Consider the following 24,306-nt stretch of genomic DNA (forward strand, 5'->3'; position numbering starts at 1 on the left):
GCCCGGATGCGCCCAGAAGCGCAGACCGGTCACCTTCCGGTGTCGCAGTCGCCGGCGGTGCATCTGCCGGTCCTGTACACCCAGGTCCTGGAAGGCCTGAGGGTGATCGAAAACGGACGTTATCTGGATGGCACGTTCGGTCGTGGCGGTCATGCACGTGGCGTGCTCACCCAGCTCGGTCCCGAGGGACGCCTGCTGGTCATGGACAAGGATCCGGAAGCCATTGCCGTTGCCGAGCGCGATTTCGCGCCGGACCCGCGCGTGTCGATCTTCCGTGGCAGCTTCGCCCAGCTGCTGCAGTGGAACGAGACCGCCGAAGGCCTGGATGGCGTGCTGTTCGACCTTGGCGTGTCCTCGCCGCAGCTGGATGTGGCCGAGCGTGGCTTCAGCTTCGGCAAGGACGGCCCGCTGGACATGCGCATGGACCCGGACAGTGGCGAAAGCGCTGCGCAGTGGATCAACCGCGTGGAAGATCGCGAGATCGCCGACGTGCTGTGGACCTACGGCGAAGAGCGGCAGAGCCGGCGCATCGCCCGCGCCATCGTGGCCCGCCGCGAAAAGCAGCCGTTCACCCGTACCGCCGAGCTGGCCGAACTGATCGCCTCGGTGATGCCGCGCGGCAAGGACAAGATCCATCCGGCCACGCGCAGCTTCCAGGCCATCCGCATCCACATCAACCGTGAACTGGCCGACCTCGAAGCCGGCCTGGACGCGGCGGTGGAGCGCCTGAAGCCCGGTGGCCGGCTGGCGGTGATCAGCTTCCACTCGCTGGAAGACCGCATCGTCAAGCAGTACATGAACCGCCTGGCCAAGGCACCGCCGGCCAACCGCCGGCTGCCCGAGGCGCAGGCCTTCGTGCCGACCCTGGACCTGATCGGCGGTGCCATCAAGGCCACCGACGAAGAGCTGGCGATGAACCCGCGCGCCCGCAGCGCCGTGCTGCGTGTGGCCCAGAAGCGGGAGGCCGATGCATGAGCCGGCTGCTGCTGATCATCCTGTTGGCCTGCACCGTGGCCTCGGCGATCGGCGTCGTGTTCGTGCGTCACCGTCACCGGCAGACGTTCATCGAGCTGTCGCGCGCCGAGCGTGCACGCGATGACCTGAACATCGAATTCGGCCGCCTGCAGCTGGAGCAGGCGACCCTGGCCGAAGCCAACCGCGTGGACAGCATCGCCCGCGAAAAGCTCGGCATGAAGTTCCCCGAAGCCGCCGACGTGGTGGTGGTGCGCCCATGAGCAAGACCGGCCGCAACCGTCCACGCAACGCCTTCAACCTGCGCCAGCGCCTGCGCTGGGTGGCCCTGGCGCTCGGCCTGTGCTCGGTATCGCTGGTGGGTCGTGCCGCCTACGTGCAGATCATCAACAGCGACTTCTACCAGCGCCAGGGCGAAGCGCGTTACCTGCGCGAACTGCCGATCAAGACTTCGCGCGGCATGATCACCGACCGCAACGGCGAGCCGTTGGCGGTGTCCACCCCGGTCGCCTCGATCTGGGTGAACCCGCAGGACCTGCTGCGTTCGCCCGAGCGCATCCCCGAGCTGGCACAGGCGGTGGGTATGTCGGTGGACGAGCTGAGCAGCCGCCTGTCGCAGAAGTCGGACAAGGAATTCATGTACCTGCGTCGCCGGATCAATCCGGACGAGGCAGAGCGCGTGGTCGCGCTGAAGATTCCGGGCGTGGCCGCGCAGCGCGAGTTCCGACGCTTCTACCCGCAGGGTGAAGCGATGGCACACGTGCTGGGCTTCACCAACATCGACGACCGCGGCCAGGAAGGCCTGGAGCTGGCATTCGACGAATGGCTGCGTGGCAAGCCCGGCGGCAAGCGGGTGATCCGCAACCGCAAGGGCGAGACGGTCGAAAGCGATCTGTTGCGTGCGGCCGAGCCGGGCAAGGATCTGACCCTCAGCATCGACCGCCGCATCCAGTACCTGGCCTTCAAGGAACTGCGCAACGCGCTGGTGGCCAACAAGGCGGCCGGCGGCTCGATGGTGATCATGGACGTGACCACCGGCGAGATCCTGGCCATGGTCAACCTGCCGACCTACAACCCGAACTCGCTCAACGGCGCGGTGCCGGACACGCGTCGCAACCGCGCGGTGACCGATCTGGTCGAGCCGGGTTCGACGATGAAGCCGCTGACCATCGCCACCGCGCTGCAGTCCGGGGTGGTGACCAAGGACACCATCATCGATACCAACCCGGGCTACATGCAGGTTGCCCGTTTCACCATCCGCGATGTGCCGCGCAACAACGGCGTGCTGAACGTCACCGGTGTGATCACCCGCAGCTCCAACATCGGCGCGGCCAAGATCGCCGCGAAGATGCCCGACCAGGTGTTCTACGACGGCGTGCGCCGTTTCGGCTACGGCTCGGTGCCGCACAGTGGCTTCCCCGGCGAGTCCGGCGGTGTCGTGCGGCGCCCCGCCAACTGGGACGGCGCGACCAAGACGACCATGTCCTACGGCTATGGCCTGAATGTCACGCCGCTGCAGATCGCCACCGCGTACTCGGCGCTGGCCAACGGCGGCAAGCTGATCGCGCCGACCTTCGTCAAGGGCCAGCGCAACGAAGGCCAGCAGATCATCGACGAGAACGTCGCCAAGCAGGTGGTGGCGATGATGGAAACGGTGGTCACCCAGGGCGGCGCCAAGCAGGCGGCGGTGCTGGGCTACCGCGTGGCCGGCAAGACCGGTACCGCGCGCAAGACCGGCCCCGGTGGCTACGAGCGCGGTCACTACAACGCGCTGTTCGCCGGCGTGGTGCCGGCCACCAATCCGCGTTTTGCCACCGTCATCGTCATCAACGATCCGCAGGGCGGCAAGTTCTACGGCGGCCTGGTGTCGGCGCCGGTCTATCACAACGTGATGGAAGGCACCCTGCGCCTGATGGACGTGCCGCTGGATGACCTGCAGTCGTGGCTGGCTGCCCAGCAGTCCGGAAAGATCGGGCATTCGGCCTCGGTGCTGCCGGTGCCGCCGGCCGAAGCCGCACTGCCGGTGGATGCCGCCGCTGAATTCGATGCCGCGCTGCCCAGCGCGCACCCCCATGTGCCGCCCGCCACGGGAGGCACGCAATGAGCCCTTCGATGTTGCTTTCGCAGTTGCTTCCGGACGTGGCCCTGGCGGGCCATGATCCCGTTCTGACCGGCCTGGTGCTGGACAGCCGTGCCGTGCGCCCCGGCAATGCCTTCGTTGCCATCGCCGGTTTCGGCGCGCATGGCCTGGGTTTTGTCGAGCAGGCGCGTGCTGCCGGTGCCGGCGCCATCCTGTTCGAAGCGCCGGCGCCTGCCGAGCTGCCTGCACCGGCCGATGCCATCGCCGTGCCGGACCTGCGCGCGCGTCTGGGGGCAATGGCCGACCAGTTCCATGGCGCGCCTTCGCGGGCGATGACCATGGTTGGCGTGACCGGCACCAACGGCAAGACCTCCACCGTGCAGCTGCTGGCCCAGGCCTGGCATCTGCTCGGTACGCCCAGTGGCAGTATCGGCACGTTGGGCGCCGGACTTTATGGTGCGGTCGAGCCGACCGGTTTCACCACCCCGCTGGTGCTGCAGATGCATGCGCTGCTGGCGCAGCTACGCGACGATGGCGCGCGCGCGGTGGCGATGGAAGTCAGCTCGCATGCGCTGGACCAGGGCCGCGTGGATGCGGTGCACTACGACGTGGCGGTGTTCACCAATCTCACCCGCGATCACCTTGACTACCACGGTGACATGGCCAGCTACGGCGCGGCCAAGGCGCGGCTGTTCCATCGCCCGGGCCTGAAGGCGGCGGTCATCAATCTTGACGATGCGTTCGGTCGCCAGCTGTTCGCCGGTCTGCCGGCGGGCGTGCAGGCCATTGGCCTGAGCTCGCGTGGTGCCGACGGTGCCAGCGTGCGCGCTGAAGCGCTGCAGCTGGACGGCCGCGGCATCGGTTTCGAACTGGTCATCGACGGCCAGCGCGCTGCAGTGCAGTCGCCGCTGCTGGGCCGCTTCAACGTGGACAACCTGTTGGCCGTGGCCGGCAGCCTGCATGCGCTGGGGCATCCGCTGCCGCGCATCGCCGAGGTGCTGTCGGCACTGCAGCCGATCCGTGGCCGCATGAACCGCCTGGGCGGCGAAGATGGCCTGCCGACCGTGGTGGTTGATTACGCACACACCCCCGACGCGCTGGAACAGGCGCTGGACAGCCTGCACGGCCACCTGCAGGGCACGCTGTTCTGCGTGTTCGGCTGCGGTGGCGAGCGCGATACCGGCAAGCGCCCGCAGATGGCTGCCATTGCCGAGCGCCTGGCCAACCAGGTCATCGTCACCGACGACAACCCGCGTGGCGAAGACGGCGACGTGATCGTGGCCGACATCCTGGCTGGCTTCACCGATGCCTCGGCCGTGACCGTGCAGCGCAACCGCGCGCGTGCGATCGGCCTGGCGGTGAAGCGCGCTGGTGCCGGCGACATCATCCTGATCGCCGGCAAGGGCCACGAGCCCTACCAGGAAGTGAATGGCGTGCGGCATGACTTCGACGACACCGAAGTGTCGGCTGCCGCGCTGGCTGCGAAGGCCGGTGTTCTAGCAGCCGAGACCGGGGAGGGCGCCGCATGAAGCGCACCCTGCTTTCGCTGATCGCGCACTGGGCCGGTGGCGAGATCCACGGCGACGACGTGGCCATCGACGCGGTCAGCAACGATACCCGCAGCCTTGGCCCGGGCAGCCTGTACGTGGCGCTGCGTGGCGAACGCTTCGACGGCCATGATTTTGCTGCCGACGCACAGGCACGTGGCGCCAGTGCATTGCTGGTCGAACGCCTGCTGCCGCTGGACCTGCCGCAGGTGCTGGTGGCCGACAGCGAGCGCGCGCTGGCGAAGATCGCCGCCGGCATGCAGCGCGACCGCGCGACCGAACTGTTCGCCATCACCGGCAGCAACGGCAAGACCAGCGTCAAGAGCCTGCTGCTGGCGATCCTGCAGCAGGTGGCCCAGCACGCGCACAAGGTGGTCTACGCCAACCCGGGCAACCGCAACAACGAGATCGGCCTGCCGCTGGCGGTGATCGACGCACCGGAAGATGCCGACTACGCCGTCTACGAGATGGGCGCCGGCAAGCCGGGCGACATCGCCTACCTGACCGACATCGCGCGCCCGCGCTATGCCCTGGTCAACAACATCGCCCCGGCCCACCTGGAGCGGATGGGCAGCCTGCTCGGCGTGGCGGTGACCAAGGGCGCGATCTACGCCGCGCTGCCTGCCGATGGCGTGGCCGTGATCAACGCCGACGATGCCTACGGGCGCTGGTTCGAACAGCATTTCATCGGTACCCCGGCACGTTGCCGGGTGCTGCGCTATGGCCTGGAACACACCGCCGACGTCACCGCGCGCGACATCCGCGCCGGTGCGCAGGGCAGCCGCTTCACCCTGGTCACGCCGATGGGCGAGGCGGGCGTGGTGCTGGGCCTGCCGGGCCGCCACAACATCAGCAATGCGCTGGCCGCCGCCAGCCTGGCGCTTGCCGCCGGCATCGAGCTGTCACTGGTGGCCACCGGCCTGGCGGAAGCGCAGCCAGTGCCGGGCCGCCAGATCGCCCATCAGCTGCACAACGGCGCGGTGCTGGTGGACGACAGCTACAACGCCAACCCTGGTTCGCTGGCCGCCGCCATCGACGCACTGGCCGCCGCCCCGGAAGAGGGCTGGCTGGTGCTGGGCGACATGCGCGAGCTGGGCGCCGACGCCGAGGCGCTGCATGCACAGGCGGGCATCCGCGCGCGTGCCGCCGGCCTCAAGCGCCTGTATGCGCTGGGCCCGCTCAGCGCCGCTGCCGCCGCTGCGTTTGGCGAGGGCGGACATCATTTCACCACCCATGACGCGCTGTCGCAGGCGCTGAAGGAAGCGCTGCACGCCGGCGTGCGCTGCCTGGTCAAGGGTTCCCGTGGCAGCGCCATGGACACGATTGTCAAAGCGCTGCTGGCGCAAGGAGAGGAATCCCCGCATGTTGTATGAACTGGCTCGATGGTTGCAGCAGTTGGAGAGCCTGTTCGGGCTGTTCAACTACCAGACGTTCCGCGCCATCCTTGCCGCGTTGACGGCGCTGTTCCTGTCGCTGTGGCTCGGCCCGGCGATGATCCGCAAGCTTGCCCAGTTCAAGGGCGGCCAGCCGATCCGGACCGATGGTCCGCAGACCCATTTCTCCAAGGCCGGCACGCCGACCATGGGTGGTTCGCTGATCCTGCTCACCGTCACCCTGTCGGTGCTGATGTGGGCCGACCTGCGCAACCGCTACGTGTGGCTGGTGCTGGCGGTGATGCTGTGCTTCGGCGCCATCGGCTGGTACGACGACTGGATCAAGATCGTCCGTCGCGACCCGAACGGCCTGAAGTCGCGCTGGAAGTACCTGCTGCAGTCGATCTTCGGCCTGGCTGCGGGCATCTTCCTGTTCCAGACCGCCGACGTACCGGCGGCGCTGACCTTCTACATCCCGATGTTCAAATCGGTGGCGCTGCCGCTGGCCGGCATCGGCTTCGTGGCCATTGCCTATTTCTGGATCGTCGGCTTCTCCAACGCGGTCAACCTGACCGACGGTCTGGACGGGCTGGCGATCATGCCGACGGTGCTGGTGGCCTGCGCGCTGGGCGTGTTCGCCTATGCCTCGGGCAACGCAGTGTTCGCCAACTACCTGCAGATCCCGCAGATTCCGGGCGCCGGTGAGCTGGTCATCATCTGTGCGGCGATCGCCGGCGCGGGGCTGGGCTTCCTGTGGTTCAACACCTATCCGGCCATGGTGTTCATGGGCGATATCGGCGCGCTGTCGCTGGGCGCGGTGCTGGGCACCATCGCGGTGATCACCCGCCAGGAACTGGTGCTGGTGATCATGGGCGGCGTGTTCGTCATCGAGACGCTGTCGGTGATGATCCAGGTCGCCTCGTTCAAGCTGACCGGCAAGCGCGTGTTCCGCATGGCGCCGATCCACCACCACTTCGAACTGAAGGGCTGGCCGGAGCCGCGCGTGATCGTGCGCTTCTGGATCATCTCCGTCGTGCTGGTGCTGATCGGCCTGGCCACGTTGAAGGTACGCTGATGAATGACCTGTCGCACCAGGCAACACGCCTTGAGGCCATCGGTGGCAGCTACGACAAGTGGCTGCTCGGCGCGATGATCGCGCTCACCGGGCTGGGCGTGGTGATGGTGGCGTCCAGCTCGATCGCGTTGATGAGCAGCCCGTTCTATTACCTCAACCGCCACCTGATCTTCCTGGCGGTCGGCATCGTGTTGGCCATCTTCGCCGCGCGTACCGAGCTGAAGACCATCGAGCAGTACAACCAGATGCTGCTGCTGGGCTGCTTCGCGCTGCTGGTGGTGGTGTTCGTGCCCGGCCTGGGCAGCAGCGTCAACGGTGCCCGCCGCTGGATCAACCTGGGCATCTCCAAGTTCCAGACGGTCGAAGCGGTGAAGGTGCTCTACATCGTCTGGCTGTCCAGCTACCTGGTGCGCTTCCGCGACGAGGTCAACGCGACCTGGCCGGCGATGCTCAAGCCGCTGGGCGTGGCCGGTGCGCTGGTGGTGCTGCTGCTGCTGCAGCCCGACTTCGGCTCGTCCACCCTGCTGCTGGCGATCACCGCCGGCATGCTGGTGCTGGGCGGGGTGAACATGCCGCGCATGTCGATGCCGGTGGTGATCGGCCTGGTCGGCATGAGCGCGCTGGCGATCATCGAGCCGTACCGCATGCGCCGCATCACCTCCTTCCTTGACCCGTGGGCCGACCAGCAGGGCGACGGCTACCAGCTGTCCAACGCGCTGATGGCGGTGGGCCGCGGCGAGTGGACCGGCGTTGGCCTGGGCAATTCGGTGCAGAAGCTGTACTACCTGCCCGAGGCGCACACCGACTTCATCTTCTCGGTCACCGCCGAGGAATTCGGCTTCCTGGGCACCTGCGTGATCGTGGCCCTGTACGCACTGCTGGTCGGCCGCACCTTCTGGCTGGGCATGCGCTGCGTGGAAATGAAGCGCCACTTCTCCGGCTACATCGCCTTCGGCATCGGCCTGTGGATCAGCATGCAGACCTTCGTTTCGATCGGCGTGAACCTGGGCATCCTGCCGACCAAGGGGCTGACCCTGCCGCTGATTTCGTCGGGTGGTTCGTCGGTGCTGATGACCTGCGTGGCGATGGGCCTGCTGCTGCGCGTGTCCTATGAACTGAAGCGCGCCGAGCGCCGCCAGGCCGTGCGCATGGGCGCCGCCGACGATGTTGCCGGGCCTGCCGCCGCCGAGCCTTCTGCTGCACCGGTGGCGAAGAACGTGCCGATGGCTGCCGAACCGGCCGCGGCCGAGCCGGCCGCCGTGCGTGGCACCAGCCGCCTGCAGTCGCGCGTCGAACCCACCTTCGGGAGGCTCGGATGAGCGCGGCCCAGAACAACAACCGGCCGGTGATGATCCTGGCCGGTGGTACCGGCGGGCACATCTTCCCGGGCCTGGCCGTGGCCCGCGTGCTGCGCGCGCGTGGCGTGCCGGTCACCTGGATGGGTGCCGATGGCGCCATGGAAACCCGCCTGGTGCCGCAGCACGACATCGCCATCGATACGCTGGCCATCACTGGCCTGCGTGGCAAGGGCAAGCTGGCTCTGCTGGCCGCGCCATGGCGCCTGATGCGCGCGCTGCGTGCGGCCGGCCTGATCATCCGTGATCGCCAGCCGCGTGCGGTGGTCGCCTTCGGTGGCTTCGCTTCCGGCCCCGGTGGCATGGCCGCGCGCCTGCACGGCCTGCCGCTGATCGTGCACGAACAGAACCGCGCGCCGGGCCTGACCAACCGCATCCTGTCGCGCTACGCGCGCCGCCTGCTGACCGGTTTCCCGGGCACCTTCGCTGCACGCGAAGAGTTCGTGGGCAATCCGGTGCGCGCCGAAATCGCCGCCGTCGCGCCGCCGCAGCAGCGGCTGGCCGATCGCAGCGGTCCGCTGCGCCTGCTGGTGCTGGGCGGCAGCCAGGGTGCCCGCGCGCTCAACAGTGGCGTGCCGCAGGCACTGGCCAGCCTGGGTGCGCAGGTGCCGGTGGTGGTGCGTCACCAGAGCGGCGAGAAGCTGCATGCCGAAGCGGTCGAGGCCTATGCCAAGGCCGGCGTGCAGGGCGAGGTCACACCGTTCATCGCCGACATGGCCGAAGCCTTCGCCTGGGCCGACCTGGTGGTGTGCCGTTCCGGCGCGTCCACGCTGGCCGAACTCTGCGCGGTCGGCATCGGCAGCGTGCTGGTGCCATTCCCCGCTGCTGTCGACGATCACCAGACCCGCAACGCGGAGTACCTGGTCGAGCGCGATGCAGCCGTATTGCTGAAGCAGGACGAAACGCTGGCAGACGGCATTGCCGCGCTGCTGCGTGATCTGTCCGAAAATCCCGCCCGCCGCATGCAGATGGCGCAAGCCGCGCGTGCCCTGGCCAAGGTCGATGCCGCCGAGCGCATCGCCGATATCATTCTCGAGGAAGCTGTATGAAGAAGGCACGCTCCAGCGCCTGCCCTGCGCGAGGCCGCGCATGATCCGCCGCCTGCATGACACCAACGATCTGGTGCGCGCGTTCCCGCGCGTGCATTTCGTCGGCATCGGCGGCACCGGCATGAGCGGCATCGCCGAAGTGATGCTGACGCTGGGCTACGAAGTGTCCGGTTCGGACAACGCCGACAACGTCGCGACCCGCCGCTTGGCCGGCCTGGGCGCGCGCATCATGCGCGGCCATTCCGCCGCCAACGTGCTGGGCACCGACTGCGTGGTGGTCTCCAGCGCGATCCGCGAAGACAACCCGGAGCTGATGGAAGCGCGCAGCCAGCGCATTCCGATCATGCCGCGCGCGGCGATGCTGGCCGAACTGATGCGCTTCCGTCGCGGCATCGCCGTGGCCGGCACCCACGGCAAGACCACCACCACCAGCCTGACCGCTGCGGTGCTGAGCGAGGGTGGGCTGGACCCGACCTTCGTGATCGGTGGCCAGCTGCTGGCGGCCGGTGCCAACGCCAAGCTCGGTGGTGGCCAGTGGCTGGTGGCCGAGGCCGACGAGAGCGACGGCAGCTTCCTGCGCCTGAATCCGTTGATGTCGATCATCACCAACATCGATTCCGATCATCTGGAGAACTACGGCAACGATTTCGCCCGCGTGCAGGCGGCGTTCGCCGAGTTCCTGCAGCGCCTGCCGTTCTACGGCCTGGCAGTGCTGTGCATCGACGATCCGGAAGTGGCCGCACTGGCCGCCAAGACCCCGCGCCACGTGATGAGCTACGGCATGAGCCCGCAGGCCGACGTGCGCGCCGAGAACGTGGTGCAGGAAGGTTCGCGCATGCGCTTCACCCTGCGCCTGCCGCAGGGCACCAGCCAGGAAGTGGTGCTGGCGCTGCCGGGCAAGCACAACGTGCTCAACGCGCTGGCCGCTGCGGCGGTCGGCTGGCAGCTGGGCGTGGCCCCGGACACGATCGCGCGTGCACTGGCCAGCTTCGCTGGCGTCGGTCGCCGCTTCAATGACCTGGGCGAAGTGACCACCGCCAGCGGTGCCAAGGTCCGCATCATCGACGACTACGGCCACCATCCGAGCGAGCTGGAAGCGGTGTTCGCCGCCGCGCGTGGCGGCTGGGCCGACAAGCGCCTGGTGGTCGCCTTCCAGCCGCACCGTTACAGCCGTACCCGCGATCAGTTCGACAAGTTCGCCGCAGTGCTGTCCAGTGTCGATGCACTGGTGCTGAGCGAGGTCTACCCGGCCGGTGAAGAGCCGATCGCCGGCGCCGATTCGCATGCGCTGGCCCGCGCCATCCGTGCGCGCGGCCGCAGCGAGCCGGTGGTGGTTGGCAAGGCATCCGAGCTGGCCACCGTGCTGCCGGACGTGCTGCAGGACGGTGACCTGCTGCTGATGATGGGTGCCGGCGACATCGGCGCCGTCGCCAGCCACATTGCCGTGGAAGGCTTCAAGGCGGAGGGCGAGGCGTGAGTACGCTGACCTTCCCGCCGCTGCGCAGCACCGACCCGGCCGTGTTCGGCCGCGTCGCCGTGCTGCTCGGTGGCAGCTCCAGCGAACGCGAAGTGTCGCTGGATTCGGGCCGCAACGTGCACGAAGCCCTGCAGTCGCGCGGCGTCGATGCCATCGCCATCGACGGCATTCCGGCGCTGGCCAAGGCGCTGGCGGCCGGCGGCATCGATCGCGTGTTCAACATCCTGCACGGCCACAACGGTGGCGGTGAGGACGGCATCGTACAGGGCCTGATGGAGGCCTTCGGCGTGCCGTACACCGGCTCCAACGTGCTGGGCTCGGCGTTGAGCATGGACAAGATCCGCACCAAGCAGGTGTGGCTGTCACTGGGCCTGCCGACCCCGCAGTACCGCGAAGTACACGGAGGTACGAGTGCCGCGGGAGGCAGGATGCCGGGAGCGGCCGAAAAGAATGTCCACGCGCTGGCGGCCGAGCTCGGCCTGCCGGTGGTGGTCAAGCCGGCCAACGAAGGTTCCAGCGTGGGCATCAGCCGGGTCACCGACGACGCCGGCCTGGACGAAGCCGTGGCCTTGGCCGCGCGCTACGACGGCCAGCTGCTGATGGAACAGATGGTGGTGGGCGACGAACTGACCGTGGCCATCCTCGGCGATGTCGCGCTGCCGTCGATCCGCATCGTGCCCAAGGGCCAGTGGTACGACTACAACGCCAAGTACATCGCCGAAGACACCCAGTACCTGTGCCCGGGCCTGGACGGTGATGACGAAGACGAGATCCGCCGCATCGCGCTGGCTGCCTTCCGCGCGGCCGGTTGCCGCGGCTGGGGTCGCGTCGACGTGATGCGTGACCGCACCAGCGGCCGCTTCTTCCTGCTGGAAGTGAACACCGCGCCGGGCATGACCAGCCACTCGCTGGTGCCCAAGGCGGCCGGGCAGGCCGGCATCAGCTTCGAAGAGCTGGTGTGGCGCGTGCTGGAACAGACCCTGGAGGCATCGCACGCATGAACGCGGTGCTGCGCATCTTCGTCTGGCTGTTGGCACTGTCGGTGGTTGCACTGCCGGTGGTGGCCGTGGTCAATGGCTGGGTCGGCGCTGAGCGCTGGCCGCTGGCGAAGCTGCGCGTGCACGGTGAGTTCAAGCGGGTGCCGCCGGAACAGCTGCAGCAGGTGCTGCTGCCGTATGCGCATGCCGGCTTCTTCGCGGTCAAGCTGCAGGACGCGCAGGACGCACTGGAAAAGCTGCCGTGGGTGGAAAGCGCGCAGGTGCGCAAGCAGTGGCCGGACGTGCTGGAAGTGACGCTGGTCGAGCACAAGCCGTTCGCGCGCTGGGGCGAAGATCGCCTGCTGTCCGAGCAGGGCAAGCTGTTCCCCACGCCTAAGAAGCTGGCCGACCTGCAGCTGCCCGAGCTGGATGGCCCGGACAGCCAGACCGAGGAAGTGGTCAAGCTGTACAACGATTCGCGCGCGCTGTTCGCGCCGGCAGGCGTCGACGTGCGCCGGCTGACGATGGACGCGCGCGGCAGCTGGTCGCTGCTGCTGAGCAACGGCACTGAAGTGGTGGTCGGCCGCGACGATGCCCGCTCGCGCCTGCAGCGCTTCGTGCGCGTGCTGCCGCAGCTGGCCAACCAGGCCGCGCCGATCGAGCGCGCCGACCTCCGATATACCAATGGTTTCACGCTGAGCTGGGGCACTCCGGCCGCCCCCGCCAATGCACCGGGCACCCCGGCAAGAAGGACGCAGGAAAGAACATGAATCGCAAGGGTGACAAATCGCTGATCGTCGGCCTGGATATCGGCACCTCCAAGGTGGTGGCGCTGGTGGGCGAGTATTCGCCGGGCAACCCGATCGAAGTGATCGGCATCGGCTCCCATGAGTCGCGCGGCCTCAAGCGCGGCGTGGTGGTGGATATCGAATCGACCGTGCAGTCGATCCAGCGTGCGGTCGAAGAAGCCGAGCTGATGGCCGGCTGCGAGATCCGCTCGGTGTACGCCTCCATTTCCGGCAACCACGTGCAGTGCAAGAACTCGCCCGGCATCGTGCCGATCCGCGACGGCGAAGTGACCTGGGGCGACCTGGATCGCGTGCTCGATGCGGCCAAGGCAGTGGCGATTCCGGCCGACCAGAAGATCCTGCATGCGATCCCGCGCGAGTACGTGCTGGATGATTCGCAGGAAGGCATCCGCAACCCCGTCGGCATGACCGGCGTGCGCCTGGAGGTGCATGCGCACCTGGTGGTGTGCGCGCAGTCGGCTGCGGCCAACATCAGCAAGTGCGTGCAGCGCTGCGGCCTGCAGGTGGACGACCTGGTGCTGTCCTCGCTGGCGTCCAGCGTGGCGGTGCTGACCGCCGACGAGCGCGAGCTGGGCGTGGTGCTGGTCGACATGGGCGCCGGCACCACCGACATCGCAGTGTTCGTGCAGGGCGCGATCTGCCACACCGCCTCGCTGCCGATTGCCGGCGACCACGTGACCAATGACATCGCGCACATGCTGCGCACGCCGACCCCGGAAGCCGAGCAGATCAAGGTGCGCTATGCATGCGCCCTGGCCCAGCTGGCCACCGCCGAGGAAAGCATCCAGGTGCCGTCGGTCGGCGATCGTCCGCCGCGCCGCATGCCGCGCCACGCGCTGGCGCAGGCCGTGCAGGGCCGCTACGAAGAGATCTTCGAAATGGTGCAGGCCGAACTGCGCCGCTCCGGCTTCGAGGAACTGGTGCGCGCCGGCATGGTGCTGACCGGTGGTGCCTCGAAGATGGAAGGCGTGGTCGAACTGGCCGAGGAAATGCTGCAGATGCCGGTACGCGTGGGCATCCCGCAGCACGTTACCGGCCTGGGCGAAGTGGTGGGCAACCCGGTGCATGCCACCGGCGTGGGCCTGCTGCTGATGGGCAGCCAGATCGAGCATCCGCGCCGGCCGTCGCTGCCGACCGGCCGCGCCGGAAGCATGTTCAAGAAACTCAAGACCTGGTTCCGCGGCGAATTCTGACGCGGCACCTGTACCACCCGGGCGCAGCCCGGCTGCAACACCGGCAACACGACGCTACACCGGCAACACACATAACCCACACAGCCGCAACGACGGCATGCAGCACGAAGGCAGGACGCCCGAACGCCCATGCAATCGAAAGCGGATACAACGAGGACACGGACATGGCGCATTTTGAACTGATCGAAAAGATGGCACCCAATGCGGTGATCAAGGTGGTTGGCGTGGGCGGCGGCGGCGGCAATGCCGTGGCGCACATGGTCAACTCGGCAGTGGATGGCGTGGAATTCATCACCGCCAACACCGACTCGCAGGCCATCAAGAATTGTGGTGCCAAGCTGCAGCTGCAGCTGGGTACCAATGTCACCAAGGGCCTGGGCGCAGGCGCGAATCCGGAAGTCGGCCGCCAAGCCGCGCTGGAAGACCGTGAGCGCATCATGGACGCGCTGCAGGGTGCAGACATGGTGTTCATCACCGCTGGCATGGGCGGTGGCACCGGTACCGGCGCTGCGCCGGTGGTGGCACAGCTGGCCAAGGAAATGGGCATCCTGACCGTGGCCGTGGTCACCAAGCCGTTCCCGTTCGAAGGCCGCCGCCGCATGCAGGTCGCGCTGAAGGGCATCGAAGAGCTGAGCCAGCACTGCGACTCGCTGATCACCATCCCCAACGAGAAGCTGATCACCGTGCTGGGTCGCAACGCGACCATGATCCAGGCCTTCCGTGCCGCCAACGACGTGCTGCAGGGCGCCGTGCAGGGCATCGCCGACCTGATCGTGCGTCCGGGCCTGATCAACGTCGACTTCGCCGACGTGCGCACCGTCATGTCCGAAATGGGCCTGGCGATGATGGGTACCGGTACCGCCCGCGGCGATGACCGCGCGCAGGCCGCGGCCGAGTCGGCCATCCAGAACCCGCTGCTGGACGATGTGAACCTGGCTGGCGCCAACGGCATCCTGGTCAACATCACCGCCGGTGCCGACTTCACCATGGCCGAGTTCGACGAGATCGGCCGCACCATCGACGGCTTCGCTTCGGAAGACGCGACCGTGGTGGTGGGTACCGTGCTCGATCCGGACATGCAGGACGAAGTGCGCGTGACCGTGGTCGCCACGGGCCTGAACCGCGTCTCGGCCAGCAAGACCCAGCGTCCGGGTGAGCGTGCACCGATCAAGCTGGTCCGCAACGCCACCACCGGCCAGCCGGAGTTCGGCGAGTTCGACAACGGCGGCGATGCGGTGTCCAAGGCCGTCGGCGGCATGGGCCTGGGCCTGCGTCGTGCCAGCAGCGACAGCGTGGCAGCTTCCACCCCGTCGGCTCCGGCCTCTTCGGCCCCGGCCGCGGCGGAACTGCCGAACGATTACCTGGACATCCCGGCGTTCCTGCGCCGCCAGGCGGACTGATCGACGCTGCCCGGGGCTTGTCCCCCCCGGGTTGCGCCACCATGTCCTGAAAACGCGGGCGCCGGGCCAGGATGGGCCCGGCCGCCCTGCTTCACGCGCGTCCCACCGGTGTTTCAGCCGGGGTAGGGGACCCTGCGTGTTAATCTACTGTGTCACTTCCGGTCGTCCCCCATGATCCAGCAACGCACCCTCAAGAACACGATCCGCGCCACCGGTGTAGGCCTGCACAGCGGCGACAAGGTCTACATGACCCTGCGCCCGGCGCCGGTCAACCATGGCATCGTGTTCCGGCGCGTGGACCTGGACCCGGTCGTGGAAGTGCCTGCGAAGGCGGAACTGGTCACCGAAGTGACCCTGTGCACCGGCCTGACCTGCAACGACGCCAAGATCCAGACCGTCGAGCACCTGATGTCGGCCCTGGCCGGCCTGGGTGTGGACAACATCATCGTCGAACTGTCCTCGGCCGAGCTGCCGATCATGGACGGTTCGTCCGGCCCGTTCGTGTTCCTGCTGCAGTCGGCAGGCATCGTCGAACAGGATGCGCCCAAGCGCTTCATCCGCGTGCTGAAGACCGTGGAAGTGACCGAGGGCGACAAGATGGCCCGCTTTACCCCGTACGAGGGGTACAAGCTGGGCTTCACCATTCAGTTCGACCACCCGATGATCCCGGCCAAGCAGTCGCGCCAGGAAATCGAGTTCTCGACGATGGCCTACACCAAGGAAATCTCCCGCGCGCGCACCTTCGGCTTCATGCGCGACCTGGAATACATGCGCGAGCGCAATCTCGGCCTCGGCGGTTCGATGGACAACGCCATCGTTCTCGACGAGTTCCGCGTGCTCAACGAAGACGGCCTGCGCTACGCCGACGAATTCGTGCGCCACAAGATTCTTGACGCGATCGGCGACCTCTATCTGGCCGGCGGCCAGGTGCTGGGTGCCTACGAGGGCTTCAAGTCCGGCCACGCGCTCAACAACAAGCTGGTGCGGGCGCTGATGGCCGATGCCACCGCCTGGGAATGGGTCACTTACGACTCGCCGGCCGTGCCGGACCCGGTGGTGTACGCCACACCGGCCTATGCCTGATCTCACAAGTTGTTGAATTTCAATGCAAAAACGCCGCCTTCCAGGGCGGCGTCTGCGTTTCCGGCGTTGTTTGACGCACTGGCGCAGTTGGTGACGCGACGGCCGGGCCGAGGTCACGGTTTTGTGAACCTGTTGGATCCGAAGCCTGAATTTAACGTTGTTTTAACAACAATCTAACGACTGGCCCACCGGGGCCAGCTAGGATGCGACCCGGCCCCCGAAATGTTTCACGCTGCGGTGACACGCGCGACGGGGAGTGGAGCAGGACGCTCCGCTGCTTTCAGGTTTCCCGCTTCGGTTTCGAAGGAAGGTCCTGCAGAGCTGCCAAGGCGTCGCGTAGCCCTTTGTGCGTGGCGGCTGAAACTGCGTGGGGTCCATTCCGGTTGTCGAGTGCTGGGGAGCGCGTGGGAGTGGGAGACGCAGTCTTGACGGTCACCTTGGTGGCCTTCAGCCCGATGGACCGGGCCGCGTCGAGCAACTGGGCTTCGGCAAGCCGCAACTTGGCATGCCAGACCGGGGACTCGACGAGAAAAACGAGGTGTTCCCCGTCCACATTGGCCAGCCGGCAACGGCTGCGCAGAGGTGGCGGCAACTGGGGGCGCAACTGACGGTCCAGCGCGTCGAGCCATAGGGCACGCCGCAGCGGGTTCCCGCTTTTGTCCGCCATCACTGCATCCAGGGCCGGTTTCGGTCGGGATGCGGGACGAACGCTGGATTTCGGCTCAGACATGAAAACTCACTGATGGCATTCAAAAAGATCGTAATCAAAACGCGTGAAGGACAGGCCAAATCGGCGCTCACGCGTTTGCGGTTCTACTTCGAGGACCGCCCCCGAGCCCTGCTGGGCAGCGTGCTCGGCGCAGGTTGCATTATCGGCCTTGCCGGTGGAATTGGCGTCAGCGCGCTCAATGACTCGCGCCTGCAGGCCAAGGTCGACCGCCAGGAGGCCGAACTGGCCAAGGTCCAGCGTGATGCGCAGACCCAGGTCAACGCGCTGGCTGCCCGCCTCGGCGAGCTGCAGGCACAGGCCACCCGCCTGAACGCCCTGGGCGAGCGACTGACCCAGATGGGCAAGCTGGAAGACGGCGAATTCGACTTCAACGAGACCCCCGGCCTCGGTGACGGCGATGCCGGCGGCCCGACCGCCGACATCCCGGTGAAGGACGTCAACGCCGACTTACAGGTGCTGGAGCAGCGCTTCGCTGCTTCAGGCCGCCAGTTGTCGGTGATGGAATCGCTGATGTTCGACCACCAGCTGCAGCAGAACGCCGTGCCTTCGCGCATGCCGATCCGCAACAGCTACGTCACCTCCGGCTTCGGTACCCGTGCCGACCCGTTCGGTCGCGGTGCCGCCACCCACAAGGGCATGGACTTCCACGCCCGCGTCGGTGACCCGGTGATGTCGGTGGCCGACGGCGTGGTCAGCTTCTCCGGGGTCAAGGGCGGCTACGGCAACGTGGTCGATGTGGACCACGGCAATGGCTACGTCACCCGCTACGCGCACAATTCGCGCCTGGTGGTGAAGGTCGGCGACCTCGTCCGTGCCGGCCAGGAAGTGGCCAAGGCCGGTTCCACCGGTCGTTCGACCGGCGCCCACGTGCACTTCGAGGTGTGGGAGAACGGCAACGTGGTCAACCCGCGCAAGTTCCTCGGCGATGGCGGCAATACCCCGGTCGGGCGCATCACCCGCGGCTGAATCGGGCCCCCGTACTCCGGGGGCGGTAGTGCCGGCCGCTGGCCGGCAACCTCATGATCTTCGGCAACATCGCGGATTGCCGGCCAGCGGCCGGCACTACCGGAATGTTCGGATGCCAATGCCGCCACAGGGTTGAAACCCCAGCGGCCCATCCCAAGCTACAATGGGTGTTGCCATCGACAGGGCGCCAGGCGCCCTGATTCGTTTGCGGCGGACGGATCCTTCCCGGAGCCGTGCGGCATTTCCATCCAACCCGGTTCCCTCAATGATCAACAGCCTGCTTACCCGCGTATTTGGCAGTCGTAATGAACGACAGCTGCGCCAGCTCAACCGCATCGTCGCCAAGATCAATGCGCTGGAGCCGGAGATCGAGAAGCTTTCCGACGAGCAGCTGCAGGCCAAGACGCCGGAATTCAAGCAGCGCATCGCCGGTGGTGAAGCCCTGGACAAGGTGTTGCCGGAAGCGTTCGCGGTCTGCCGCGAGGCCGGTCGCCGCGTGCTGGGCATGCGCCACTACGACGTGCAGCTGATCGGCGGCATGGTGCTTCACCTGGGCAAGATCGCAGAAATGCGCACCGGTGAAGGCAAGACCCTGGTGGCGACCCTGCCGGTGTACCTCAACGCGCTGGAAGGCAAGGGCGTGCACGTGGTCACCGTGAACGACTACCTGGCCCGCCGCGATGCCGCGCAGATGGGCAAGCTGTACAACTGGCTGGGCCTGAGCGTGGGCGTGGTCTACCCCGGCATGCCGCACAGCGACAAGCGCGAAGCCTATGGTTCGGACATCACCTACGGCACCAACAACGAATTCGGTTTCGACTACCTGCGCGACAACATGGCGCTGTCCAAGGCTGACCGCTACCAGCGCGGCCTGCACTACGCCATCGTCGACGAAGTCGACTCCATCCTGATCGACGAAGCGCGTACCCCGCTGATCATCTCCGGCCCGGCCGACGATTCCCCGGAGCTGTACATCCGCGTCAACCGCATCGTGCCGAACCTGGTCAAGCAGGAAGCGGAAGACGGCGAAGGCGACTTCTGGGTCGATGAGAAGGGCAAGCAGGTGCACCTGTCCGAAGCGGGCATGGAGCACGCCGAACAGCTGCTGGTGGAAGCGGGCATCCTCGATGCCGAGACCGAAGGCCTGTACGCGGCGCAGAACCTGACCGTGGTCCACCACCTCAACGCCGCCCTGCGCGCGCACGCCATCTACCAGCGCGATGTGGACTACATCGTGCGCGATGGCGAAGTGGTCATCGTCGACGAATTCACCGGCCGTACCCTGGCCGGCCGTCGCTGGTCCGATGGCCTGCACCAGGCGGTGGAAGCGAAGGAAGGCGTGCCGGTCCAGCGCGAGAACCAGACGCTGGCCAGCATCACCTTCCAGAACCTGTTCCGCATGTACAAGAAGCTGTCCGGCATGACCGGTACGGCCGATACCGAAGCGTTCGAATTCCAGAGCATCTATGGCCTGGAAGTGGTGGTGATCCCGACCAACCGCCCGACCATCCGCAAGGACAGCCCGGACCAGGTGTTCCTCAACCGCAAGGGCAAGTTCAATGCGGTGCTGGCCGACATCGAAGAGTGCGCCAAGCGCGGCCAGCCGGTGCTGGTGGGTACCACCTCGATCGAAACCTCGGAAATGCTGTCCGAGCACCTGCGCAAGGCGGGTGTGAAGCACGAAGTGCTCAACGCCAAGCAGCACGACCGCGAAGCGACCATCGTCGCCAACGCTGGTCGTCCGGCCGCCGTGACCATCGCCACCAACATGGCCGGTCGTGGTACCGACATCGTGCTGGGTGGTTCGCTGGAAGCGGAAATCCACGAGCTGGGCGAAGGCGCGACCGACGAGCAGAAGGCCGCGATCAAGGCCGAGTGGCAGAAGCGCCATGACGCGGTCAAGGCGGCCGGCGGCCTGCACATCGTCGGCACCGAACGCCACGAATCGCGTCGTATCGACAACCAGCTGCGTGGCCGTTCGGGCCGCCAGGGTGACCCGGGCTCGTCCCGTTTCTACCTGTCGCTGGAAGACAACCTGATGCGCATCTTCGCCTCCGACTGGGTGCAGAAGGCCATGCGCATGATGGGCATGAAGGAAGACGACGTCATCGAAGACCGCCTGGTCAGCCGCCAGATTGAAAAGGCGCAGCGCAAGGTCGAGGCCCACAACTTCGACATCCGCAAGAACCTGCTGGATTTCGACGACGTCAACAACGACCAGCGCAAGGTGATCTACGCCCAGCGCGACGAACTGCTGGACGCCGAGTCGGTGAAGGACAACGTCGATGGCATCCGCGACGACGTGATCTTCGACATCGTTGCCCGCTTCGTGCCGCCGAACTCGGTGGACGAGCAGTGGGACCTGCGTGGCCTGGAAGCCACCCTGCAGTCGGACTTCGGTGTGGACATGTCGCTGACCGATCTGGTCAAGTCGCACGAGGAGCTGGACGCCGAAGGCATCACCGCCAAGGTGCAGGAGCGCATCAACCAGCACTTCGCCGAGAAGGAAGCGGGTGTGGGCGAAGAGACCATGCGCGCGCTGGAGAAGCACGTGATGCTGACCGTGCTCGACCAGAGCTGGAAGGAGCACCTGGCGCGCATGGATTACCTGCGCCAGGGCATCTACCTGCGCGGTTATGCGCAGAAGCAGCCGAAGCAGGAATACAAGAAGGAAGCCTTCGAGCTGTTCTCGGACATGCTGGAAAACGTCAAGCGCGAAGTGGTGACCCTGCTGGCCCGCGTGCGCATCCGCAGCGACGAGGAAGTGCAGGCACTGGAAGCGGCCGAGCGCCAGCAGGTGGAAGCCCGCCTGAGCCAGTCGCAGTTCCAGCACCAGGACGCTGGCGGCTACGGCGCCGACGAAGAGGCGGCGCAGGTGGAGGCCGCCCAGCAGGGCGTGGCGCAGCTGCAGCGTGACGAGCCCAAGATCGGTCGCAACGATCCGTGCCCGTGCGGCAGCGGCAAGAAGTACAAGCATTGCCACGGCCAGCTGAGCTGACCCCGGAGAGCCCCGCGAAAGCGGGGCTTTCCTGTTCTGGGCCTTGAAGCGCCCGGCGATTGCGCCGGTGCCCCGCTTTTCGGCATGCTTCGGCCATGCCTTCCCCGAAACGATCGATCCACGTCGTAGCCGCCGTCATCACCGACGCCCGCGGCCGCATCCTGCTCAACCGCCGTACCGAAAGCCGCGACATGGCCGGCCTCTGGGAATTCCCGGGCGGCAAGCGCGAGCCCGGTGAGACCTCCGAACAGGCGCTGGTGCGCGAGCTGCACGAGGAGCTGGGCATCGAGGCAGAGGTGGGCGAGTGGATCATGGACGTGCCGCAGCGCTACCCGGACAAGGACCTGACCCTGGAAGTGCGCCACGTGCGCAGCTGGAAGGGCGCCCCGCGTGGACGCGAGGGCCAGGCCATCACCTGGGTGACGCCGGACAAGCTGGCCCGTTATTCAATGCCGCCGGCTGACCTGCCGGTGGTGGCCGCACTGCGCCAGCCGGACTGCTACCTGATCACCCCTGCGCCGGACATCGATGAGGGCGGCCTGCAGCGTTGGCACGGCCAGCTGCAGCAGGCGGTGGCTTCCGGGCAGCAACGCATCCAGCTGCGCCTGCCCGCCGAGCATCCGCAGCGTCAGGGCGTGATCGAGCAGGCCGTGCGCGCGCATCGGCGCGGTGTGCAGTGGCTGCTCAACCGCGATATCGAACTGGCGCGCACCCTCGGCGTTGGCGTGCACCTGGGCAGCGAGCAGCTGCAGTCGCTGCAGGAACGGCCGCTGCCGTCCGGGCAGCTGGTGGCCGCCTCCTGCCACGGGCTTGAGCAGCTGCTGGCCGCACAGCGGCTGGGCTGCGACTTCGCCGTGCTGGGGCCGGTGCAGGCCACTGCGAGCCATCCCGATGCAGTGCCATTGGGGTGGGAGGCCTTCGCCGCGCTGCGCGCCCAGGTCTCGCTGCCGATCTATGCGCTCGGCGGCATGACACCGCAGCATGTGGCCGAGGCGCGCCGGCATGGCGGGCAGGGTATCGCCGCCATCCGCGGACTATGGCCGGTGTAGCGCGATACACAGGGTCGGATCCCCGCGACGCGGGGCTCTGACCTCCTCGCTTGAATCCGGGGTCGGAGCCCCTTCCGCTGGAAGGGGATCCGACCCCTCACCGCAAGCAGTAGATCCACGCCATGCGTGGATGAGCAGACCCACGTCACGCAGCGACCAGTAGATCCACGCCATGCGTGGATGGCGGTTCAGCAGCACCCGCTCACAACGTAATCCAGAAACACCCATACTGCCGCCGCAGCCCAAGCACGGTCGCCGCACGCGTGGCGCTGCCCGGCAGGGTCTGCTCCAACCGCAACCCGATCGGATGGCGCCGTGCAGTCGGCATCGGCACCGTTTCCGAATCCTGTGAGGCGATGCCCTGGCCTTCATCCAGATCCTGCCGCGGATACACCGGCACCACGTCCACCAGCGGCCGCCGCACCACCGATTCCAGCTGGCCAAGAATCCGCTGCGCGCCGGCATCGGACACCGCGCCCCACAGGTACAGCGAAGAAAGCCGGTTCACATCACCGATGCTGACCGCCGTGTGCAAAGCCTGCACCAGTTCGCTCAGCCGGCGCGGGCAGCTGCTGCCGAGGCTGTCGCGTTGCAGGGTATTGCCGGAAGGCGCCGGCGGTGGCCGCCGGGACTGCGCGCCCAGACTGTCGCAGGGGCGGTCGGTATAGACACTTTGTCCCTGCGGATCGGTGCAGCGGTTCAAGCGCGTGGACTGCGCCTGCACACCGGCGCAGACACCGGGCAGCAGCAGGACCAGCAACAGGGACAGGACGAGCTTCATCGACGCAGCGTAGCGCCGATTGCGATAACGCAGCGTACTTTTCAGCCTTGCAGCAGCTTCAGTACCGAGACCGTCGGCTTGGCCAGGTTCAAGGTGTAGAAGTGCAGGCCCGGTGCGCCACCTTCGACCAGGCGCTGGCACAGCTTGGCCACCACTTCGGCGCCGAAGGCGCGCACCGATTCGGCGTCGTCACCGTAGGCCTGCATCTTGCGGCTGATCCAACGCGGGATTTCCGCACCGCACTGTTCGGAGAAACGGCGCAGCTGGCTGAAGTTGGAGATCGGCATGATGCCCGGGGTGATCGGCACCTGCACGCCGAGCCGCTGCACTTCGTCGACGAAGTGGAAGTAGGCGTCGGGATTGAAGAAGTACTGGGTGATGGCGGCATCGGCACCGGCGTCGACCTTGGCCTTGAAGTGCTTCAGGTCGAGCAGGGCGTCCTGCGCTTGCGGATGCGTTTCCGGATACGCGCCCACTTCGATGCGGAAGGCATCACCGTGCTCGGCACGGATGAAGGCGATCAGTTCGGAGGCATAGCGCATGTCGCCAGGAAAGCCCATGCCCGAGGGCAGGTCGCCGCGTAGTGCCACCAGGCGCCGGCAGCCGATGGCGCGGTAGAGCTTGAGCAGTTCGCGGATTTCCTGGCGGGTACCGCCGACGCAGGACAGGTGCGGTGCCGCGTCGAAGCCGTGGTGCTGGTTGAGATGGCGCACGGTCTCGGAGGTGTAGCTGAGGGTCGAGCCACCGGCGCCGAAGGTGCAGGACACGTACTCGGGGGCATAGGCCTTCAGCCTGGCCGCGGCACGGTCCAGCTGGGTGCGCTGTTCGTCGGTCTTGGGCGGATAGAACTCGAAGCTGATGGCGGTCATGGCACGGGCGGCGGCGGCGGGTTTGGGCCAGTATATCGCTCCATCAAGATGGATGTGTAAATATTGGTCTCAATCCGCAGGAAGCACGATCCGCTCCTTATGGAATGGCCAATGGTTTTCACACCATGGGCCACCCAAGTTACCAGCTGGCCTGACTCTCAGCGCTTTTCGACCTTGTTGCCATGCTCGGCAAACAGCGCATCGAGCTTGCTCCAGCTGAGTCGATAGCCCTTTTTCCCATCGGCGCGAAACCATACCGCAGACCCGTTGGACACCTTGAGCTCGCCGAACTTGTCGTCATCCTTGCGGACGGCGAATGACACATCAGCCTTTCCCAGTTCGCGGGAAGGCAGGGTGAAATGTACTTTATGGGTTGCCATGAGGATTTCGTCCTGAAATTGATGTCATCGACTTGCAGCTGATTTTCCAGCCACCGAAGTCATGGCGGCATGCGCTGGAATTTCTTGAGCGCTGATATGGCGGAACCAATGCGGGCAGAGAGCGTGCTAGGCAGACGCATTGC

Annotated in this window: 20 protein-coding genes and 1 pseudogene; 17 read left to right on the forward strand and 4 right to left on the reverse strand. The window is 66.8% G+C overall.

What is annotated here, in order from left to right:
• Positions 1-6 precede the first annotated feature (6 nt).
• The 14 genes and pseudogenes from rsmH (at position 7) to lpxC (ending at position 16,390) form a co-directional block, all read left to right on the forward strand.
• The gene (gene rsmH / locus CLM74_RS03320) at positions 7-975 is read left to right on the forward strand and encodes a 16S rRNA (cytosine(1402)-N(4))-methyltransferase RsmH (protein WP_025876600.1); all 969 of its coding nucleotides are present in this window, start codon (positions 7-9) and stop codon (positions 973-975) included.
• Entirely contained in the window at positions 972-1,235 is a 264-nt protein-coding gene (ftsL, locus tag CLM74_RS03325) for a cell division protein FtsL (protein ID WP_025876599.1), read from the forward strand. Before rsmH ends, ftsL begins: the two co-directional genes overlap by 4 nt.
• Positions 1,232-3,076 carry a penicillin-binding protein 2 gene (locus CLM74_RS03330; RefSeq protein WP_025876598.1) on the forward strand — a complete coding sequence of 615 codons (1,845 nt, stop codon included), beginning with the start codon at positions 1,232-1,234 and terminating at the stop codon, positions 3,074-3,076. Before ftsL ends, CLM74_RS03330 begins: the two co-directional genes overlap by 4 nt.
• Entirely contained in the window at positions 3,073-4,581 is a 1,509-nt protein-coding gene (locus CLM74_RS03335; RefSeq protein WP_105163454.1) for a UDP-N-acetylmuramoyl-L-alanyl-D-glutamate--2,6-diaminopimelate ligase, read from the forward strand. Before CLM74_RS03330 ends, CLM74_RS03335 begins: the two co-directional genes overlap by 4 nt.
• Positions 4,578-5,972 (forward strand): UDP-N-acetylmuramoyl-tripeptide--D-alanyl-D-alanine ligase, encoded by a 1,395-nt coding sequence (gene murF / locus CLM74_RS03340; RefSeq protein ID WP_032974908.1) that lies wholly within the window; start codon positions 4,578-4,580, stop codon positions 5,970-5,972. Before CLM74_RS03335 ends, murF begins: the two co-directional genes overlap by 4 nt.
• Entirely contained in the window at positions 5,962-7,047 is a 1,086-nt protein-coding gene (gene mraY / locus CLM74_RS03345; RefSeq protein WP_025876592.1) for a phospho-N-acetylmuramoyl-pentapeptide-transferase, read from the forward strand. Before murF ends, mraY begins: the two co-directional genes overlap by 11 nt.
• Positions 7,047-8,366, forward strand: a complete 1,320-nt coding sequence (gene ftsW / locus CLM74_RS03350) for a putative lipid II flippase FtsW (RefSeq protein ID WP_025876590.1) — start codon at positions 7,047-7,049, stop codon at positions 8,364-8,366. The genes mraY and ftsW overlap by 1 nt, the downstream gene beginning before the upstream one ends.
• On the forward strand, positions 8,363-9,451 hold the full coding sequence (gene murG, locus CLM74_RS03355; protein ID WP_032974909.1) for an undecaprenyldiphospho-muramoylpentapeptide beta-N-acetylglucosaminyltransferase: 1,089 nt from the start codon (positions 8,363-8,365) through the stop codon (positions 9,449-9,451). Before ftsW ends, murG begins: the two co-directional genes overlap by 4 nt.
• A gap of 40 nt (positions 9,452-9,491) precedes the next feature.
• The gene (gene murC, locus CLM74_RS03360) at positions 9,492-10,928 is read left to right on the forward strand and encodes a UDP-N-acetylmuramate--L-alanine ligase (protein WP_025876586.1); all 1,437 of its coding nucleotides are present in this window, start codon (positions 9,492-9,494) and stop codon (positions 10,926-10,928) included.
• Positions 10,925-11,929: a D-alanine--D-alanine ligase gene (locus CLM74_RS03365; RefSeq protein ID WP_105163455.1), complete on the forward strand. Its 1,005-nt coding sequence runs from the start codon at positions 10,925-10,927 to the stop codon at positions 11,927-11,929. The genes murC and CLM74_RS03365 overlap by 4 nt, the downstream gene beginning before the upstream one ends.
• A pseudogene (locus tag CLM74_RS03370) lies at positions 11,926-12,603 on the forward strand (cell division protein FtsQ/DivIB); the annotation flags it as partial. The gene CLM74_RS03365 and the pseudogene CLM74_RS03370, both read left to right, overlap by 4 nt.
• A 68-nt stretch (positions 12,604-12,671) precedes the next feature.
• Positions 12,672-13,907 carry a cell division protein FtsA gene (gene ftsA / locus CLM74_RS03375; RefSeq protein ID WP_025876580.1) on the forward strand — a complete coding sequence of 412 codons (1,236 nt, stop codon included), beginning with the start codon at positions 12,672-12,674 and terminating at the stop codon, positions 13,905-13,907.
• A gap of 164 nt (positions 13,908-14,071) precedes the next feature.
• Entirely contained in the window at positions 14,072-15,307 is a 1,236-nt protein-coding gene (gene ftsZ / locus CLM74_RS03380; protein WP_025876577.1) for a cell division protein FtsZ, read from the forward strand.
• Positions 15,308-15,478: 171 nt separating this feature from the next.
• Positions 15,479-16,390 (forward strand): UDP-3-O-acyl-N-acetylglucosamine deacetylase, encoded by a 912-nt coding sequence (lpxC, locus tag CLM74_RS03385; protein ID WP_025876575.1) that lies wholly within the window; start codon positions 15,479-15,481, stop codon positions 16,388-16,390.
• Positions 16,391-16,670: 280 nt separating this feature from the next.
• On the opposite strand, the gene CLM74_RS03390 is transcribed toward lpxC, so the two are convergent.
• Positions 16,671-17,120, reverse strand: coding sequence for a DUF721 domain-containing protein (locus CLM74_RS03390; protein WP_025876573.1), 450 nt, complete (start codon positions 17,118-17,120; stop codon positions 16,671-16,673).
• A gap of 12 nt (positions 17,121-17,132) precedes the next feature.
• On the opposite strand from CLM74_RS03390, the gene CLM74_RS03395 reads away from it, so the two are divergent.
• The 3 genes from CLM74_RS03395 (at position 17,133) to CLM74_RS03405 (ending at position 22,133) form a co-directional block, all read left to right on the forward strand.
• Positions 17,133-18,086 (forward strand): M23 family metallopeptidase, encoded by a 954-nt coding sequence (locus tag CLM74_RS03395; protein WP_025876571.1) that lies wholly within the window; start codon positions 17,133-17,135, stop codon positions 18,084-18,086.
• Positions 18,087-18,351: 265 nt separating this feature from the next.
• Complete coding sequence (gene secA, locus CLM74_RS03400; RefSeq protein WP_025876568.1) at positions 18,352-21,084, forward strand: preprotein translocase subunit SecA; 2,733 nt, start codon at positions 18,352-18,354, stop codon at positions 21,082-21,084.
• Between the two features lie 95 nt (positions 21,085-21,179).
• A complete protein-coding gene (locus CLM74_RS03405; protein ID WP_059066020.1) occupies positions 21,180-22,133 on the forward strand; it encodes a Nudix family hydrolase in 954 nt (317 codons plus the stop codon).
• A 202-nt stretch (positions 22,134-22,335) separates the two neighbouring features.
• Here the strand turns inward: CLM74_RS03405 and CLM74_RS03410 are convergent, their stop codons facing one another.
• The 3 genes from CLM74_RS03410 to CLM74_RS03420 form a co-directional block, all read right to left on the reverse strand.
• A complete protein-coding gene (locus tag CLM74_RS03410) occupies positions 22,336-22,914 on the reverse strand; it encodes a DUF4124 domain-containing protein (RefSeq protein ID WP_033830360.1) in 579 nt (192 codons plus the stop codon).
• Positions 22,915-22,955: 41 nt separating this feature from the next.
• Positions 22,956-23,783, reverse strand: coding sequence for a methylenetetrahydrofolate reductase [NAD(P)H] (gene metF, locus CLM74_RS03415; RefSeq protein WP_059066021.1), 828 nt, complete (start codon positions 23,781-23,783; stop codon positions 22,956-22,958).
• Positions 23,784-23,941: 158 nt separating this feature from the next.
• Positions 23,942-24,163 (reverse strand): hypothetical protein, encoded by a 222-nt coding sequence (locus CLM74_RS03420; RefSeq protein ID WP_105163456.1) that lies wholly within the window; start codon positions 24,161-24,163, stop codon positions 23,942-23,944.
• Positions 24,164-24,306: the final 143 nt, after the last annotated feature.

Source organism: Stenotrophomonas sp. MYb57 (assembly GCF_002966815.1).
Lineage (GTDB): Bacteria > Pseudomonadota > Gammaproteobacteria > Xanthomonadales > Xanthomonadaceae > Stenotrophomonas > Stenotrophomonas indicatrix.